Origin of the sequence: Thiorhodococcus minor, from assembly GCF_010820565.1 — a bacterium.
Lineage (GTDB): Bacteria > Pseudomonadota > Gammaproteobacteria > Chromatiales > Chromatiaceae > Thiorhodococcus > Thiorhodococcus minor.
Genome location: NZ_JAAIJQ010000032.1, coordinates 13342 through 28450, shown reverse-complemented (window position 1 = coordinate 28450; position 15109 = coordinate 13342). Strand labels below are relative to the sequence as shown.

General features: G+C 64.0%; 9 protein-coding genes. 4 read left to right on the top strand and 5 right to left on the bottom strand.

Annotated features, from left to right (window positions below; all coding sequences use genetic code 11):
• Positions 1-192: 192 nt before the first annotated feature.
• The 5 genes from purB to G3446_RS12320 form a co-directional block, all read right to left on the bottom strand.
• Positions 193-1560 (bottom strand): adenylosuccinate lyase, encoded by a 1368-nt coding sequence (purB, locus tag G3446_RS12340; RefSeq protein ID WP_164453137.1) that lies wholly within the window; start codon positions 1558-1560, stop codon positions 193-195.
• A gap of 425 nt (positions 1561-1985) precedes the next feature.
• Positions 1986-4649 (bottom strand): aconitate hydratase AcnA, encoded by a 2664-nt coding sequence (acnA, locus tag G3446_RS12335; protein WP_164453136.1) that lies wholly within the window; start codon positions 4647-4649, stop codon positions 1986-1988.
• Between the two features lie 176 nt (positions 4650-4825).
• The gene (gene hflD / locus G3446_RS12330; protein WP_164453135.1) at positions 4826-5452 is read right to left on the bottom strand and encodes a high frequency lysogenization protein HflD; all 627 of its coding nucleotides are present in this window, start codon (positions 5450-5452) and stop codon (positions 4826-4828) included.
• Between the two features lie 116 nt (positions 5453-5568).
• A complete protein-coding gene (gene mnmA / locus G3446_RS12325; RefSeq protein ID WP_164453134.1) occupies positions 5569-6684 on the bottom strand; it encodes a tRNA 2-thiouridine(34) synthase MnmA in 1116 nt (371 codons plus the stop codon).
• A 490-nt stretch (positions 6685-7174) separates the two neighbouring features.
• Positions 7175-9127 carry a tetratricopeptide repeat protein gene (locus G3446_RS12320; protein WP_164453133.1) on the bottom strand — a complete coding sequence of 651 codons (1953 nt, stop codon included), beginning with the start codon at positions 9125-9127 and terminating at the stop codon, positions 7175-7177.
• 971 nt (positions 9128-10098) lie between these two features.
• On the opposite strand from G3446_RS12320, the gene G3446_RS12315 reads away from it, so the two are divergent.
• From G3446_RS12315 to G3446_RS12300, 4 genes are read left to right on the top strand one after another with little or no spacing between them, the layout of a single operon-like run.
• Positions 10099-11160 carry a hydrogenase small subunit gene (locus G3446_RS12315; protein ID WP_164453132.1) on the top strand — a complete coding sequence of 354 codons (1062 nt, stop codon included), beginning with the start codon at positions 10099-10101 and terminating at the stop codon, positions 11158-11160.
• 60 nt (positions 11161-11220) lie between these two features.
• Positions 11221-11871 (top strand): respiratory nitrate reductase subunit gamma, encoded by a 651-nt coding sequence (locus tag G3446_RS12310; RefSeq protein ID WP_164453131.1) that lies wholly within the window; start codon positions 11221-11223, stop codon positions 11869-11871.
• Positions 11868-13271, top strand: a complete 1404-nt coding sequence (locus G3446_RS12305) for a (Fe-S)-binding protein (RefSeq protein WP_164453130.1) — start codon at positions 11868-11870, stop codon at positions 13269-13271. Before G3446_RS12310 ends, G3446_RS12305 begins: the two co-directional genes overlap by 4 nt.
• Positions 13268-14998, top strand: coding sequence for a nickel-dependent hydrogenase large subunit (locus G3446_RS12300; RefSeq protein ID WP_164453129.1), 1731 nt, complete (start codon positions 13268-13270; stop codon positions 14996-14998). The genes G3446_RS12305 and G3446_RS12300 overlap by 4 nt, the downstream gene beginning before the upstream one ends.
• Positions 14999-15109: the final 111 nt, after the last annotated feature.

Here is a 15109-nt window from a genome sequence, read left to right as displayed (position 1 = left end):
GCAGGGCTTTTCGATTCCTGACACCTTCACGCGCGGGGGTGAGTCCAGCAGCGCTTCAGGCGATGGTCAACTGACTGATTGCGAAAAGCTGGCTGTTGGAGGCTGCGAGCTGACAGCTTCTTTCAGGATTCGCGCGTTAGGGCGAGGAAGCGCGCCCTGAGCAGGGCTGCTCTCCTCGCCCTATGGCCGGGATCAGACTTGGCGGGCCAGCTCGGCTGCTCGACCGAGGTAGCTCGCGGGTGTCATCGCCTTGAGGTCGGCCTTGGCCGCTTGCGGGATGTCGAGGGTTTCCACGAAGGCCGCGAGTCCTTGGGCATCGATACGGCGACCTCGGGTCAGCTCCTTGAGCTTTTCGTAGGGCTTTTCGACCCCATAGCGGCGCATCACGGTCTGGATCGGCTCCGCCAAGACTTCCCAGTTCGCATCGAGATCGGCGGCCAGTCGATTGGGGTCCGCTTCCAGCTTGCTGATGCCCTTTTGGACCGATTGCAGGGCGATGACGACATGGGCAATGCCGACGCCGAGGTTGCGCAGCACGGTCGAGTCGGTCAGGTCGCGCTGCCAGCGCGAGATCGGCAGCTTGCCTGCCAGATGCTCCAAGATCGCATTCGCGATGCCGAGATTGCCCTCGGCGTTCTCGAAGTCGATGGGGTTGACCTTGTGCGGCATGGTCGAGGAGCCGACCTCGCCGGCGACGGCGCGCTGCTTGAAGTAGCCGACCGAAATATAGGCCCAGACGTCGCGGCAGAAGTCGATCAGGATGTTGTCGAAGCGCGCGACCGCGTCGAAGAGCTCCGCCATGTAGTCATGCGGCTCGATCTGGGTGGTGTAGGGGTTCCAGGTCAGGCCGAGCGAGGCGACGAAGCGCTCCGCGAGTCTGGCCCAATCGACCTCGGGGTAGGCCGACAGGTGGGCGTTGTAGTTGCCGACCGCGCCGTTGATCTTGCCGAGCAGGGCGACCTCGGCGATCCGGGTGCGCTGGGTGCTCAGCCGTCGGACCACGTTTGCCATCTCCTTGCCGAGTGTTGTCGGGGAGGCGGGCTGACCATGGGTTCGGGACAGCATGGGGAGGTCGGCATAGCGATGCGCCAGATCGCGAATGGCGTCGATGACCTGGTCGGCGAGCGGCAAGAGGACATCGTCGCGGCCGGCGCGCAGCATTAGGCCGTGGGACAGATTGTTGATGTCCTCCGAGGTGCAGGCGAAGTGCAGGAACTCGCTGACAGCGCTCAGCTCCGCGCTTTCCGCGATGCGCTCCTTCAGGAAATACTCGACCGCCTTGACGTCGTGGTTGGTCGTTCGCTCGATCTCCTTGACGCGCTCCGCGTCGGCGACGCCAAAGGCCGCGACGATGTCGTCGAGCGCTCGATTGGCTTCAGCGGAGAATGCAGGGACCTCGGTGATCTCCGGTTGGCCTGCTAGCGCTTGCAGCCAGCGGACCTCGACCTCCACACGTCTGCGAATGAGACCGTACTCGCTGAAGATGGCGCGCAGGTCTGCGGTCTTGGCTCCATAGCGGCCGTCCACCGGCGAGACAGCGGTGAGGGTGGAAAGCTCCATCGGCATGATTGGCTCCGGCGTGGAAAGGGTTATTCGAGAATAGGGCGTGCTCGAACGAGCAGCGTTAGGCGACTGCGGGCACTCTCTGGGGCAGGCCATGAAGTCTGCACAAAAATCGGCAGGATTAACAGGATTTTGCGCGTATCGAGGCGAGGGGCGAGCGGAGCCATTGGCTTGACCACTCGGCCAGCACGCTGAATCCATGGCCACTGAGCCAGAATGATCGGCCTGCTTGAGGGGCGAGTCTGTTGAACCTAGATCCGGCGGTTGGGCGGCCTCCACCCGGCGGGTGAGCCAGCAGGAAACCCCGATCTTGAAAGCGATCAAGGCCTTGCATGAAGCGCGAAGCGGTCAACTGCCGGATCTAGGTTGAAGTGTCTGTCGAGCCAAGGCAGGTGCGCAGCATGGCTGCGCACCTGATTCCGTCAGGCCGCGAGCTTCCTCAGCACATAGGCCAGGATGCCGCCGTTGCGGTAGTAGTCGACCTCGTTCGGCGTGTCGATACGGACCTTGGCCTTAAAGGTCTTGACCGAGCCGTCGGCGGCGGTCGCCTTGACGTCGACCTGCTTGGCCTCGCCGTTCTGGAGCCCGATGATGTCGAAGGTCTCGGTCCCCGTCAGGCCCAGTGACTGGGCATTCTCGCCATTCACGAATTCCAGGGGCAGGATGCCCATACCGACCAGATTGGAGCGGTGGATGCGCTCGTAGCTCTCTGCGATGACGGCGCGCACGCCAAGCAGGCGCGGACCCTTGGCTGCCCAGTCGCGCGAGGAGCCTGAGCCGTACTCTTTGCCTGCGATCACGATGGCCGCGGTGCCCTCGGCCTCGTATTTCATGGCCGCATCATAGATCGACATCTGCTCGCCGCTCGGCTGGTGCAGGGTAACGCCGCCTTCGGTCCCCGGCGCCATGAGGTTGCGCAGGCGGATGTTGGCGAAGGTGCCGCGCATCATGACCTCGTGGTTGCCGCGACGCGAGCCCAGGCTGTTGAAGTCCTTGGGATCCACGCCCTTCTCGATCAGATACTTGCCCGCCGGCGAATCCGGCTTGATGGCGCCGGCCGGGGAGATGTGGTCGGTGGTGATGGAGTCGCCGAGCAATGCCAGGCAGCGCGCACCGCTGATGTCGGCGACCGGCGCGACATCCAGTCCCATGCCCTTGAAGTAAGGCGGATTCTGGATGTAGGTCGAGTCGGCCGGCCAGTCGTAGGTCTGGGTCTCGGCGGCTTCCAGGGATTGCCAACGTGCGTCGCCCGTGAAGACGTCCGCGTAGGCGGCGTTGAACTCTTCGGTCGTCACGTTCTCGGCGATCGCCTGATTCACCTCGGCCTGGCTCGGCCAGATGTCCTTCAGATAGACCGGATTGCCCGAGGCGTCCGTGGTCAAGGCATCCTTGTAGGGGTCGATATCGATGCGTCCCGCGATGGCGTAGGCGACGACCAGCGGCGGACTCGCCAGGTAGTTCATCCGCACCTCGGCGTGGACCCGGCCTTCGAAGTTGCGGTTGCCCGACAGGATGGAGACGGCGCAGAGATCGTTATCCGCGATCGCCTTCGACACAGGCTCTGGCAACGGACCCGTGTTGCCGATGCAGACGGTGCAGCCGTAGCCGACATTGTGGAAGCCCAGCGCCTTGAGCGGCTCGGTCAGGCCGGCGCGGTCGAGATAGCGCGTCACGGCCATGGAGCCCGGGCCGAACGCCGTCTTGACCCAGGGTGCCGTCTTGAGGCCGCGCTCGGCGGCCTTCTTGGCGACCAGGCCGGCGGCGAGCATCACGCTGGGGTTCGAGGTGTTGGTGCAGGAGGTGATAGCGGCGACTACGATGGAGCCGTCCGAGATCTCGACCTCTTGGCCGTCGACGGTGGCCTTGGCCGGTCCCTTGTCCGGGATGTTGCGCTCCTTCTTGAGCGCTGCCAGTGCGCTCGGGAAGTGGCTGGCCATGTCGGTCAGGGGCACGCGGTCCTGCGGGCGCTTGGGACCGGCGAGCGAGGGCACGACATCGCCCAGGTCCAGCTCCAGCTTCTCCGAGTAGTCCGCCTCGGGCGCGTCGGCAGTGTGGAAGACGCCCTGCGCCTTGCAGTAAGCCTCGACAAGCGCGACCTGGGCCTCGTCGCGTCCGGTCAGGCGCAGGTAGTCGAGCGTGATCTGGTCGATGGGGAAGAGTCCGCAGGTTGCGCCGTACTCGGGCCCCATGTTGGCGATGGTCGAGCGGTCGCCCATCGGCAGGCTGCTGATGGCCGGCCCGTAGAACTCGACGAACTTGCCGACCACGCCGTGCTTGCGCAGTCGGTCGACGATGGTCAGCACCAAGTCGGTGGCGGTCACGCCTTCCTTCAGCTGGCCGGTGAGCTTGAAGCCCACCACCTTCGGGACGAGCATGGAGATTGGCTGGCCCAGCATGGAGGCCTCGGCCTCGATGCCACCGACGCCCCAGCCGAGCACGCCGATGCCATTGACCATGGTGGTGTGCGAGTCCGTGCCGACGCAGGTGTCGAAGTAGGCCTGGGTCACGCCATCCAGCGGCTTGGGGAAGATGACGCGCGACAGATACTCGACATTGACCTGGTGGACGATGCCGGTGTCCGGCGGTACGACCTTGAAGCCGTCGAGGGCGTTCTGCCCCCATTTCAGGAACTTGTAGCGCTCTTGGTTGCGCCGGAACTCGAGCTCCGCGTTGAGTGCGAAGGCGTCGTCCGAGCCGAAGTGGTCCACCTGCACCGAGTGGTCGATGACCAGCTCGGCCGGCTGCAGCGGGTTGATCTTGCGCGGGTCGCCGCCGAGCGCCTGCATGGCGTCGCGCATGGCGGCCAGGTCGACCACCGCGGGCACGCCGGTGAAGTCCTGCATGAGGACGCGCGCCGGACGGTACTGGATCTCCTTGGACGGATCCGCTTGCGCGTCCCAGTTGCCGAAGTAATCGATATCTTCACGCGAGACCGTCACACCGTCTTCGTTACGGAGCAGATTCTCCAGCAGGATCTTGAGCGAGTAGGGGAGGCGGCCGCTACCAGGAACGGCGTCGAGCTTGTAGATCTCGTAGTCTTGACCTGCAACCTGCAGCGTGGTCTTGGCGTTGAAGCTATTCGGCATTGAGGGCTCCGGCACATGTCTGCGAAATTCGGGACAGCGCGAAATTCTAGCGTTCAGGTCGGCTTTACGCCATATGCTGCGGTGCAATACATGGGTTTGATCGACGCGAGCAGGCCTATTGAGGCGCGAAGGAGGCGCGGGCTTAAGAGGGGAATGCCCATCTTGGCCTCGGGCGATCAATCGGCGTTGGCGTCGATATAGTGCCGCGCGTCTTCCAAGATTTGGCGGTTCTTGAAGAGGAGCTGCAGTCGGGTCCCCCCAACCTGGCGCCACAGCATCGCGGAGCGCACAGCCGCGAGCAGCATGGCGCGCAAGCGGCTTTGGTTGTCCGGATTGCGTAAGTGGAGCTGATCGCCGCGGACGATGATGCGCGGCGAGAGCTGACTCAAGGTGTTGCTGTAGAGATCGGCGAAGTGGGCGATCAGGCTCGGATGCAGCAGCGCGAAATGCTCCTGCTTCGTGCCGGCCTCCTCAATGCCCTGGGCGATGCGCGCGAGCACGTCAGGCCGTCGCGCGAGGCTGCGCTCCAGCTTCATCACTTGGACGACGTATCGGGTGAGCTCCAGATTGCGCTCCGGCTGGCCCAAGAGCTGAGCGACGATCTGCCGCGCGCCGTTCACCACGGCGCCTGGCTCACCATAGACGGCCCCGACACTCTCGGCGTCCACCTGAAAGAGGCTGTAGATGCAGGGCTCCATCGCCTCTGTGTCGGCGGTGCCGCGGTGCGCGATTCGGACCACGCAATTGATGGCCTGATAGATGCCGGCGAGCGCGATGATGCGGTCCTGATTGTCGTGTGCCATAAGACGCGAGTCTCCAACGAGCGAAACAACGGCTACCCTGGTTGCCCGGCAGCTTGATCGATCGCGCATTTGACCCCGATCGGCGGCCTCGACGCAAACGCCGCTCGCCGAGGTGGTCAGTCCGAGCGTCCGCGCTCGATCACCGCCCCTCCCAGACACTCCTCCTCCTGGTAGAAGACGATCGACTGGCCCGGCGTGACCGCACGTTGCGGCTCGGCGAAGCGTACTTCACAGCTGTCTTCGGTCGTCGCGACCAGGTCGCAGACCTGCAGCGGCTGCCGGTGGCGCAATCGGCAGCGGCAGCGAAAGGGGAGGGAGGGCGGTGGGGCGCCGCGAATCCAATGCGGCCGCAGACCCTGCAGCCCATTCGACATCAGCAAGGGATGATGCGTGTCTTGGGCAACGACGAGGCGATTGCCGGCAACGTCCTTGGCGACGACATACCAGGGCGCCTCGCGTCCCTCCGCGATGCCGCCGACACCCAGCCCCTGGCGCTGCCCCAGGGTGTAGTAGGCCAGCCCTTGGTGCTCGCCGATTTGCTTGCCCTCCGGCGTCTCGATGGGGCCTGGCTCGCGCGGCAGGTAGCGGGCGAGGAAGTCGCGAAAGCGCCGCTCGCCGATGAAGCAGATCCCCGTACTGTCCTTCTTCGCGGCGTTGGCGAAACCCAGCCGCCTGGCAAGCGCGCGCACCTCCGTCTTGGTCAAGCCATGGAGCGGGAAGAGCGCGCGGGAGAGCTGCGCCTGGTCGAGCAAATGGAGGAAGTAGGTCTGATCCTTGTCCTCGTCCGCGCAACGGAGCAAGCGGCTGCCGCTGTCGTCCCTCAGGATGCGCGCATAGTGACCGGTGGCGATGGCCTCGGCGCCCAGGCCCAGGGCGTGATCCAGGAATGCGGCGAACTTGATCTCCTTGTTGCAGAGCACGTCGGGATTTGGCGTCCGCAAGGCCTGGTACTCGCGCAGGAAGCTGTCGAAGACGTGATCCCAGTACTCGGTCGCGAAGTTGACCCTGTGCAGCCGGATCCCGAGCCGCTCCGCGACCGCCTCGGCGTCCGCCAGATCCTCCGCGGCGGCGCAATAGCCTGCCTCATCGTCTTCCTCCCAGTTCTTCATGAAGAGGGCTTCGACCTCATGGCCCTGCTCCAGCAGGAGATGGGCGGCGACAGCAGAGTCGACGCCGCCGGAGAGTCCGATCATGACCCTCTTGGGATTTTTCGAGAGGCTTTCGTGATTCATGTCGAAGTTCTTGAAGGCCGGCGGCTCTAGGTTTGATTGCAGGCGCCGTTAAAAGAGGTCGATGGTGGCCGTCAGTGCCGGATCGACTGCAGTGGCCCAGGGGGCGAGCGATCGGCGTCGATGCGAGCATGGAGGCTTTGGGGCTCGGGGTCGATGCGCGGGAGCCTGTGTTGGACCTTGACATCAATATAAGAATAATCTAATAGATTAACATGCTTGAAAGCGCAAGCCTTGGTGGCGGGAAGCTCGGGTGGTTGCTCGATGTGTCCAGTCGCGGCGCTCGCCGTTTTGTCGTCAGTCGTTCAGGAGCAGGTCGTCATGAAGTATGTTGCAATTCTCAGGGAGCTGACCTTCAGCGAGATCCTTTCCATCGCATTGGTCTTGACGGTACCGTTTCTCGTGCTCTACGCGCTCGCCGTTTAGCGAGACGGGATGTCGGGTCGCCGCCGCTCTGAGGCTCGGGGCGGCGACCTGTGCGAGATCCTTATCTTTACCCCGACGACCTCCCTCCTTTCATCGTGCGTTGCTTCAGCTTGGAGAAGAGCGTCTGCAGGTCGCTCAGTCCGCCGTTTGCGTGGCGCCGGACACTGCGCTGGATTTGCTCGAAGCGGTAGCGGTCGTCCTCCGTCTCGATGATGCCTTGAAGGCTGTCGAGGAAGGGCTGCGCCGCGTCCATGTCGCCTTTCGCGGCATGAAGCTTGGCCATGGTCCCCAGGAGCCCGAAGTAGTCTTGGATGTGCATGCGCTCTCGGTCCGCGAGACCGGCGAGCAGTCTTTCGGCATCCTCGAGCTCGCCCCGCTCGATCAGCAGGCTCGCGAGGTTGCAGCGGGCGATAAGGTAGTCCGGATGCTTGGCGACGACCTGCTCGAGCAGTGATTGGGCCTCGTCGGCTCTGCCCTGCCGCATGCGCAGCGCAGCCAGATTGCCCATGACAATGCGATGATCGGGCGCTTGCTCGAGGATCTCGTGGAGCAATGCCTCCGCCGCTGCATTGCGGCCGGCGTTGAAGTGCTCGATGGAATCTTCCAAGCGCTCCTGCAGTGGGTCGGGAAGGTCGCTTTCCTCGGGCTCGCGGGTGACTTGGGTCGAGATCATCTTGATCTCTCGAAGCCTTGAGCCATCCCAGAATTGTACCGGCTCGCCCGCCGCAAGGAGTCCTTCTTCGCGCAGGTATCTGAGGATCGCGAAGCGATCCTCTGGCACTCCGATCGCCAGACCGGCAAAGCCCTTGAGTGTGCTGACGGCCTCGTGATCGCCTTGCTTGGCGCGATGTCTGAGGATGAGGCCCGCGAGCTGGCGGAGGCTGTCGTCACCGCTCAGATAGATGGCATTGAGGTAGAGGCTCGCGGCGCCAAGCTCGGCAAGGGCCTGCTCCGGATGCTCCCTCAGTTGGCTGGCGGCGCTTAGCGGCAGTGATGCTCCGATGTCGAAGACCATTGGGAAGGCGAGCGCGCCTGAGTCCCGCTCTAGGGTCCGAAGATTGGCCTCGGCGATGGACAGGTCGGGATGGATCTGGAGCGCCTCCTGCCAAAGCGGTTTCGCATCTCTCGTCCGCCCGAGGCGGCTGGCGGCACAGGCCCCGAAATGCAGCAGCAGGGCGTCACTGTGACCCGAGCCGTCCAGCCAGTCCGCGTCCCGCACGCGGCAGAACGCCTCCCATGCGTCCGCGTCCTGCCGCAGCAAGAGCAGGCCGTTGAGCTGGCTAAGGGCATCGTCGATGCGCCGCGGTTTCTCGGCGCCCACGAGCGGCCGGCAGAGTCCGAGCGCGCCTTCTTCGTCGCCTCGATAGAGGCGCAAGCGCACCGCCCAGCCGAGCGCGAACAGATTGTCTCCGTCCTCTTCCCAATTGCGCAGAAAGGCCCCCAGGGCCGCTTCGGTCTGTCCCGAGTGGTGCAAGGCCAACGCCAGGTTGTTGCGTGCGGGAAGCAGGTCGACGCCTTCGAGCCAGTCTATGGCGGATTCGAAATCGCCACCTTCCAAGAGGAGCTTGCCGAGGTCGAAGCGCGCCATCTGCTCGGCGGTCGTCTCGGTGCCATCCGGGAGCTCGAGCAGCTTCGCGCGCACATCGGCGGGCAGCGGAAAGCCTTTCACCGCGCCCCCGAGCGCGACGATCTGCCGAGCGACGCTGTCGGCTAGCACCAGATGGCCCTGCTTGAGCGCGTAGGAGAAGAGTGTCTCTTGCGCGCCCAGGCTGTTCGGTTGGGCTTCCGCCCAGTGATAGGCGGAGAGCGCCGCTGCCGCTGGACCTCGGAGCCTTTCACTCACCTCGATCCGTCGCTGTTGCAGTCCGCCATGCTTGGGGAACTGCTTCACGAGCGGTTTCAGCTTGGCCTCCGCCTGGGCGAGCTTGGCGCTTTCCATCAGACGGTCGATCGCCCGGAGCTGCGCGGACTCCGGGCCTTTGGTGGTGCTCGTCTTCGGCTTCTTGGTCTTCTTGCTCATTTGGTCCTACTGGTCTGACTGGTCATCCGGTGGCTCCCGTATCGGTCGTGCTCTCCCTAATTTGCCAGCTTGGCAGCGCCGCTGTCATGTCCCCGCTGTTTGCCTCCCTGCCCGGTCGACTTACAACGGACACCTCGGGCGCGTCAAGCCGCTCTCTGTGGCGAGCACGCAAAGTGTGGTTGCCCGGGCGAGCGCATCGACAATGCGTGAAGATTGAGTGCCTCTTGGGGGAGGTGCGATCAGGGGCTCGGGCGGCAGCGCCCGACTCGCCTTCGGGGGTGCGCCGCCTCGTCGGCACCCAGGGCTCGTCTGGGTGCGAGGCTGGCGCGCTCCCGAGGTCGCTACCCCCTCAAGAATACGCTGCCATTCTGCTCGCGCTTTGATTGCCCGCAAAAGGGCGCCTGGTTTCCCATCTGCGGCCTGCCGAATCCCATCCGTTGGAAGCTCGATGGCTGTCGATGATGAGCTGCAAAGGAGAAGACTTGCGAAAGCGCGTGCGATCTCTCTTCGCTGTTCCATTTCCGTCATCGGCTCTCCGTGAAGTATTCCGCCGGAATGACGGATTCTTGCTGCGTCTCGTGCGTCTTCATCAAGAAGAGAATCTTATAAGCTTCTTATTTTTGTATTTGCTTATACGCTTTATTGGTCGAATACTTTTATAGGTATTTCAATGTTTTTACTTCTTCAAGCGATTTAGTTGAAACGCCTGCCCATCGCTCGATTCTTGATCCAGATCAAGTGACATAGATGCCGTTGGCTGTCTAGACTCTGTGTGCACCATATGGCTCTCGCGTAATACGGGATGCGCATTGATTCGTCCTGCGAAGGTAGGTTTCATTAGTTCTTGGTGGAATAGAAAAGTGGCAGTAATTCGGTGATCCATTGCGCGGTGATCCATTCTGACCAGGCCGTCACTAGAAGCTCTGGCGTGGATGCGGCGCGAATCGAATCGAAAGACGAAGGAGGATGTGATGGCTAAGGAACCAACCCTGGGAGCGCTCTTGCGCAGCCAGGGCATCAGTCGGCGCGCCTTTCTGCAGTTCTGCTCGGCGACCGCGTCCATGATGGCGATTCCCGCCGGGATGGCGCCCGCCATGGCCAGGGCGCTGGAGCAGACGAGTCGCCCGTCCGTGATCTGGATGTCCTTTCAAGAGTGTACGGGCTGCACGGAGGCGCTGCTGCGCTCACACGCCCCGTCGATCGAAGCCTTGATCTTCGATTTCATCTCGCTCGACTACCACCACACCTTGCAGGCCGCGTCCGGCCACGCGGCGGAGCGGGCGCGCGAGGAGGCGATGCATGAGCACAGCGGCGAGTATCTACTGCTGGTCGACGGCTCCATCCCCACGGTCAAGGCCTACTCGACCATCGCCGGGATCAGCAACCTGGATCTGCTGCTGGAAACGGCGGCCGGCGCCGCCGCCATCCTGGCTGTCGGCACCTGCGCGGCCTACGGTGGGCTGCCCAAGGCGGAGCCCAACCCCACCCAGGCCGTCTCCGTCGAAGAGCTGATCACGGACAAGCCGATCGTCAACATCCCCGGCTGCCCGCCGCTGCCCTTGGCCATCACCGGCGTGGTTGCGCACTACCTGACGATGGGCGCCTTGCCGGAGCTCGATCACCTCGGTCGGCCTTTGTCGTTCTTTGGCGAGAACATCCACGACCGCTGCTACCGCAGACCCTTCTACGACCGCGGGCTCTTTGCGGAGACCTTCGACGACGAGGGCGCGCGCAAGGGCTGGTGCCTCTACAAGCTGGGGTGCAAGGCCCCGGAGACCTACAACGCCTGTGCCCACGTCAAGTGGAATCAGGGCGTGAGCTTTCCCATTCAGTCCGGCCACGGCTGTATCGGCTGCTCGGAGCCGAATTTCTGGGACAAGGGCGGCATCTATGACTCGGTGCCCATGGGTCAGTTTGGGGCGGGACCCAAGATCGCCGTTGCTGCCAGTGTTGGCGCTGCCGCCGGGGCTGGGGCGGCCGTGCTGTCCCGTAAGAAGAAGCACAAGACAGAGGCGGAGCTCCCGGAGGACTGAGGTTCTCTCTCGGGGGCAACCGTCCGCTCAGCGAGACCAAGCTCGGAGGATCGGAACCAAATGACGCTCTTAGACTTTGCGCGAGGGCCGGCGATTCACTGGTCGCTCATCATCCTGATCGTCGGGACCATCTGGCGTCTGCTCGGGGTGCTCGTCCTGACCCGCGGGGCCGATCTGTCTCGGCCGCGGGACGCCTTCGGTAACTTCAAAGGTTATCGAACCGTGTTCAGCCGCTCCTGGCCGAGCGGGGAGTTCACCACGACGACCCGCTACCAAACGGCCATGGCCTATGTCTTCCACATCGCCACCCTGATCGTGGTGATTGGTATCGTGCCGCACATCGAGTTCATCACCGGCCTGACCGGCGCGTCCTGGCCGGGACTTCCGAACGCCGCTGGTGTTGCCTTGGGCGTCATCGCCCTGGCCTCGCTGCTCGCGCTCATCATGCGCCGCGTCTCCAGACCACAGGTCTATTGCTCGAGCTGGGGAGATTACTTCTCTTGGGTGGTCGTCGCCGCCCCCCTGGTGACCGGGCTCATGGCCTTCGCGCACCTCGGGCCGCGCTACGAGACCATGCTGGCCATCCACATCTTGAGCGCGGCATTGCTCTTCGCGTGGTTCCCCTTCGGCAAGCTCATGCATGCCTTCTGGTTCGTTTTCTCGCGGGCACAGAGTGGTGTCGCCTACGCACACAAGGGAGTTCGGATATGAGCACTGTTGCAGCAGACGTCCCCGTTTTTCCGGCGTTCGAGCAGGTCTTCCAAGGCTTTGCGGGGCAGATCAAGCAGCTTCGGGAGATGGCCCCGGAGCCCAGGCTGTCCGATGAGGTCCGGGTGCAGCGCGCCATCGACACCTTGATCGCCGAGACCAACGCCGACGAGGCCGTGTGGCTGGAGAGCTGCATCCGCTGCGGGCAATGCACCAATGCCTGTCACTACTTCCAGGCCACCGGCGAGACCAAGTACGCGCCCATGCGCAAGATGAGCCTCTATCGCAAGGTCTATCAGCGCGAGCTAGGGCCTTTCCGCTGGTGGTACCGGCTGGTGACTAGCCCAGTGAAGCTCAAGGATCTCGAAGACCTGCAGGAGCTGGTCTACGACTCCTGCTCGGAGTGCGGGCGCTGTGCCATGGTCTGCCCGATGGGGATAGATACCGCGACGCTGGTCCACCATCAACGCAGCGCCTTGGTCGCCGCGGAGCTGGTTCCAGCCGAGCTTGCGGTGATGCGCATGGAGCAGAAGCACCAGGGGACGGTGTTCGGTGCCTCGGCGGACGCGCTGCACAAAATGATCGACACCATCCGCGCCAAGGCTGGGATCGAGATCCCGCTGGACAAGCCGAAGGCCGAGGTCATGGTGCTGAGCTCCGCCGTCGACCTGGTCGGCAACGGCAATGGCCTGCTCGCGACCGCCAAGGTGATGAATCACATGGGCGTCGACTGGACGGTGTGCAGCAGCGCCTTCGAGAGCGCCAACTTCGGGCTCCTGTCCGGCGACATGCGGCTGTGGGCGAAGCTGGTCCATCCCATCGTCCAGACCGCCGAGCGCATCGGCGCCAAGACGCTGGTTATCGCGGAATGCGGCCATGCCTACCCGGCGCTGCGCTGGAATCCCATGCTCAAGGGCGGCGAGCTGCCCTTCGAGATGATGTACATGTCCGAGTACTTGGGCCGCCAGGCGCGGGCAGGCAAGCTGCGCCTGAGACAGCTCAAGGGCCGCATCACCTACCACGATCCCTGCAAGACCGGGCGGCGCGGCGGCGCCTTCGAGGAGCCGCGGGCCTTGCTCAAGGCGATGAGCGCCGATCTGGTCGAGATGCCGGCCAACAAGGAATACAACTGGTGCTGTGGCGGCGGCGCCGGCATCTTCCTGCTGGAGAGTGCGACCCGGCTGCGCGACGAATCCTTCAAGATCAAGATGCAACAGGTCAATGCGACGGGCGCCGACGCCGTGGTGGTGAGCTGCGCGAGCTGCCGGCTGAACTTCGAGTCCGGGCGTTTCAAGAATCACTGGGACAAGCGCGTCGAGAGCCTGGTGGAGCTGGTCGCGGACCATTTGGTCGAGGGTGATCGTGTCGGATCGGTGACGCCGATCCAAGGAGCTGCTGCATGAGCACCCGTGTCGTCGTCGACCCCATCACACGGATCGAGGGGCATCTCAGGATCGAGGCGCAGATGGAGGATGGGGCCATTCAACAGGCCTACTCGTCCGGCACCATGGTCCGGGGCATCGAGAACATCGTGCGCGGGCGCGATCCGCGCGACGCCTGGGCCTTCGTCCAGCGCATCTGCGGCGTCTGCACCCTGGTGCACGGCCTGGCGGGCGTGCGCGCGGTGGAGGACGCGCTGGACTATCCCATCCCGCAGAATGCCGAGCTGATCCGCAACCTCATGGTCGGCGCTCAGTACGTCCATGACCATGTGATGCACTTCTATCATCTGCATGCGCTCGACTGGGTGGACGTGGTCTCCGCCTTGAGCGCGGATCCCAAGGCGACCTCCGAGCTGGCGCAGTCGATCAGCGGCTACGCCAAGTCCTCGCCAGGCTACTTCTCCGACGTGCAGAAAAAGCTCAAGGGGTTCGTGGAGGCCGGACAGCTCGGCATCTTCGCCAACGGCTACTGGGGCCATCCGGCCTACAAGCTGCCGCCGGAGGCGAACCTCATGGCGGTCGCCCATTACTTGGAGGCACTGGCCTGGCAGCGCGACGTCGCGCAGCTCCACGCCATCTTCGGCGGCAAGAACCCGCATCCCAACCTGGTCGTCGGGGGAATGCCCTGTGCCATCAGCATCGACTCCGGCAGTCAGGCGGGGACGGCGGTGGACGTCGCCGGTCTGGAGCGGGTCCGCAACATCCTGGCCCAGATGCATGACTTCGTCGAGCAGGTCTATGTCCCGGATACCCTGGCCATCGCCGGTTTCTACAAGGACTGGTTCAAGCAGGGGGAGGGCGTCGGCAATTTCATGTGCTACGGAGACTTCCCCGCCAAGGGCTTCGGCGACCGCAGCTCCTATCTGGTGCCGGGCGGGGTCATCCTGAATCGGGACCTGTCCCAGATCCAGGAGCTCGACCTGCATGCGGAGGATGAGATTCAAGAGTTCGTGGCAAGCTCCTGGTACGACTATGCGGCGGGCAAGGGCGAGGGGCTGCATCCCTACCAAGGCGAGACGGAGTTTGCCTACACGGGACCAGAGCCGCCTTACGAGCAACTGGACGTGGACAGCCAATATTCCTGGCTCAAGTCGCCACGCTGGCGCGGCAAGCCGGTCGAGGTGGGGCCGCTCGCGCGCGTCTTGATGCTCCATGCCACCGGCGACGCACGCATGCAGGAGCTGACCGACAGCGCGCTCCGGCAGCTCGATCTGCCGATGGAGGCGCTCTACTCGACCATGGGCCGCACGGCCGCGCGCACGCTAGAGACGCAGTACATGGTCGAGGCCCTCGACGGCTGGCTCAATCAGCTCATGACCAACATCCGGGCCGGAGACCTGCGCACCTTCAACGAGGCGCTCTGGGATCCGAAGACCTGGCCCAAGTCCGCGCAGGGCGTGGGCTACATGGAGGCCCCGCGCGGCGCGCTGGGTCATTGGATCGTGATCGAGGACGGCAAGATCGCCAACTACCAGGCCGTGGTGCCCAGCACCTGGAATGCCGGTCCCCGCGACGGTGCGGGTCAGATCGGCCCCTATGAAGCAGCGCTTCAGGGCCATGCGCTGGCCGATCCCGAGCAGCCGATCGAGATCCTGCGCACGGTGCATAGTTTCGATCCCTGCATCGCCTGTGCGGTGCATCTAGTCGACCCGGAGGGCGAGGAGGTGCTGCGAGTCCGAGTGCGGTGAGCCTTTGCGTCGATGCTCGGTTGCTGTCTGCCGAGCCTGCTGGGGGCAGATGGAGCCCGGCCAGCGTTCTCATTGAAACGCAGTCCTGACCCAAACCGTCGGAGGATGAGG

Bases quoted from the DNA above. Each gene is read 5' to 3' on its own strand.
- purB (WP_164453137.1), bottom strand. From the start codon at position 1,560: ATGGAGCTTTCCACCCTCACCGCTGTCTCGCCGGTGGACGGCCGCTAT.
- G3446_RS12310 (WP_164453131.1), top strand. From the start codon at position 11,221: ATGACGCTCTTAGACTTTGCGCGAGGGCCGGCGATTCACTGGTCGCTC.
- G3446_RS12320 (WP_164453133.1), bottom strand. From the start codon at position 9,127: ATGAGCAAGAAGACCAAGAAGCCGAAGACGAGCACCACCAAAGGCCCG.
- mnmA (WP_164453134.1), bottom strand. From the start codon at position 6,684: ATGAATCACGAAAGCCTCTCGAAAAATCCCAAGAGGGTCATGATCGGA.
- hflD (WP_164453135.1), bottom strand. From the start codon at position 5,452: ATGGCACACGACAATCAGGACCGCATCATCGCGCTCGCCGGCATCTAT.
- G3446_RS12315 (WP_164453132.1), top strand. From the start codon at position 10,099: ATGGCTAAGGAACCAACCCTGGGAGCGCTCTTGCGCAGCCAGGGCATC.
- acnA (WP_164453136.1), bottom strand. From the start codon at position 4,649: ATGCCGAATAGCTTCAACGCCAAGACCACGCTGCAGGTTGCAGGTCAA.
- G3446_RS12300 (WP_164453129.1), top strand. From the start codon at position 13,268: ATGAGCACCCGTGTCGTCGTCGACCCCATCACACGGATCGAGGGGCAT.
- G3446_RS12305 (WP_164453130.1), top strand. From the start codon at position 11,868: ATGAGCACTGTTGCAGCAGACGTCCCCGTTTTTCCGGCGTTCGAGCAG.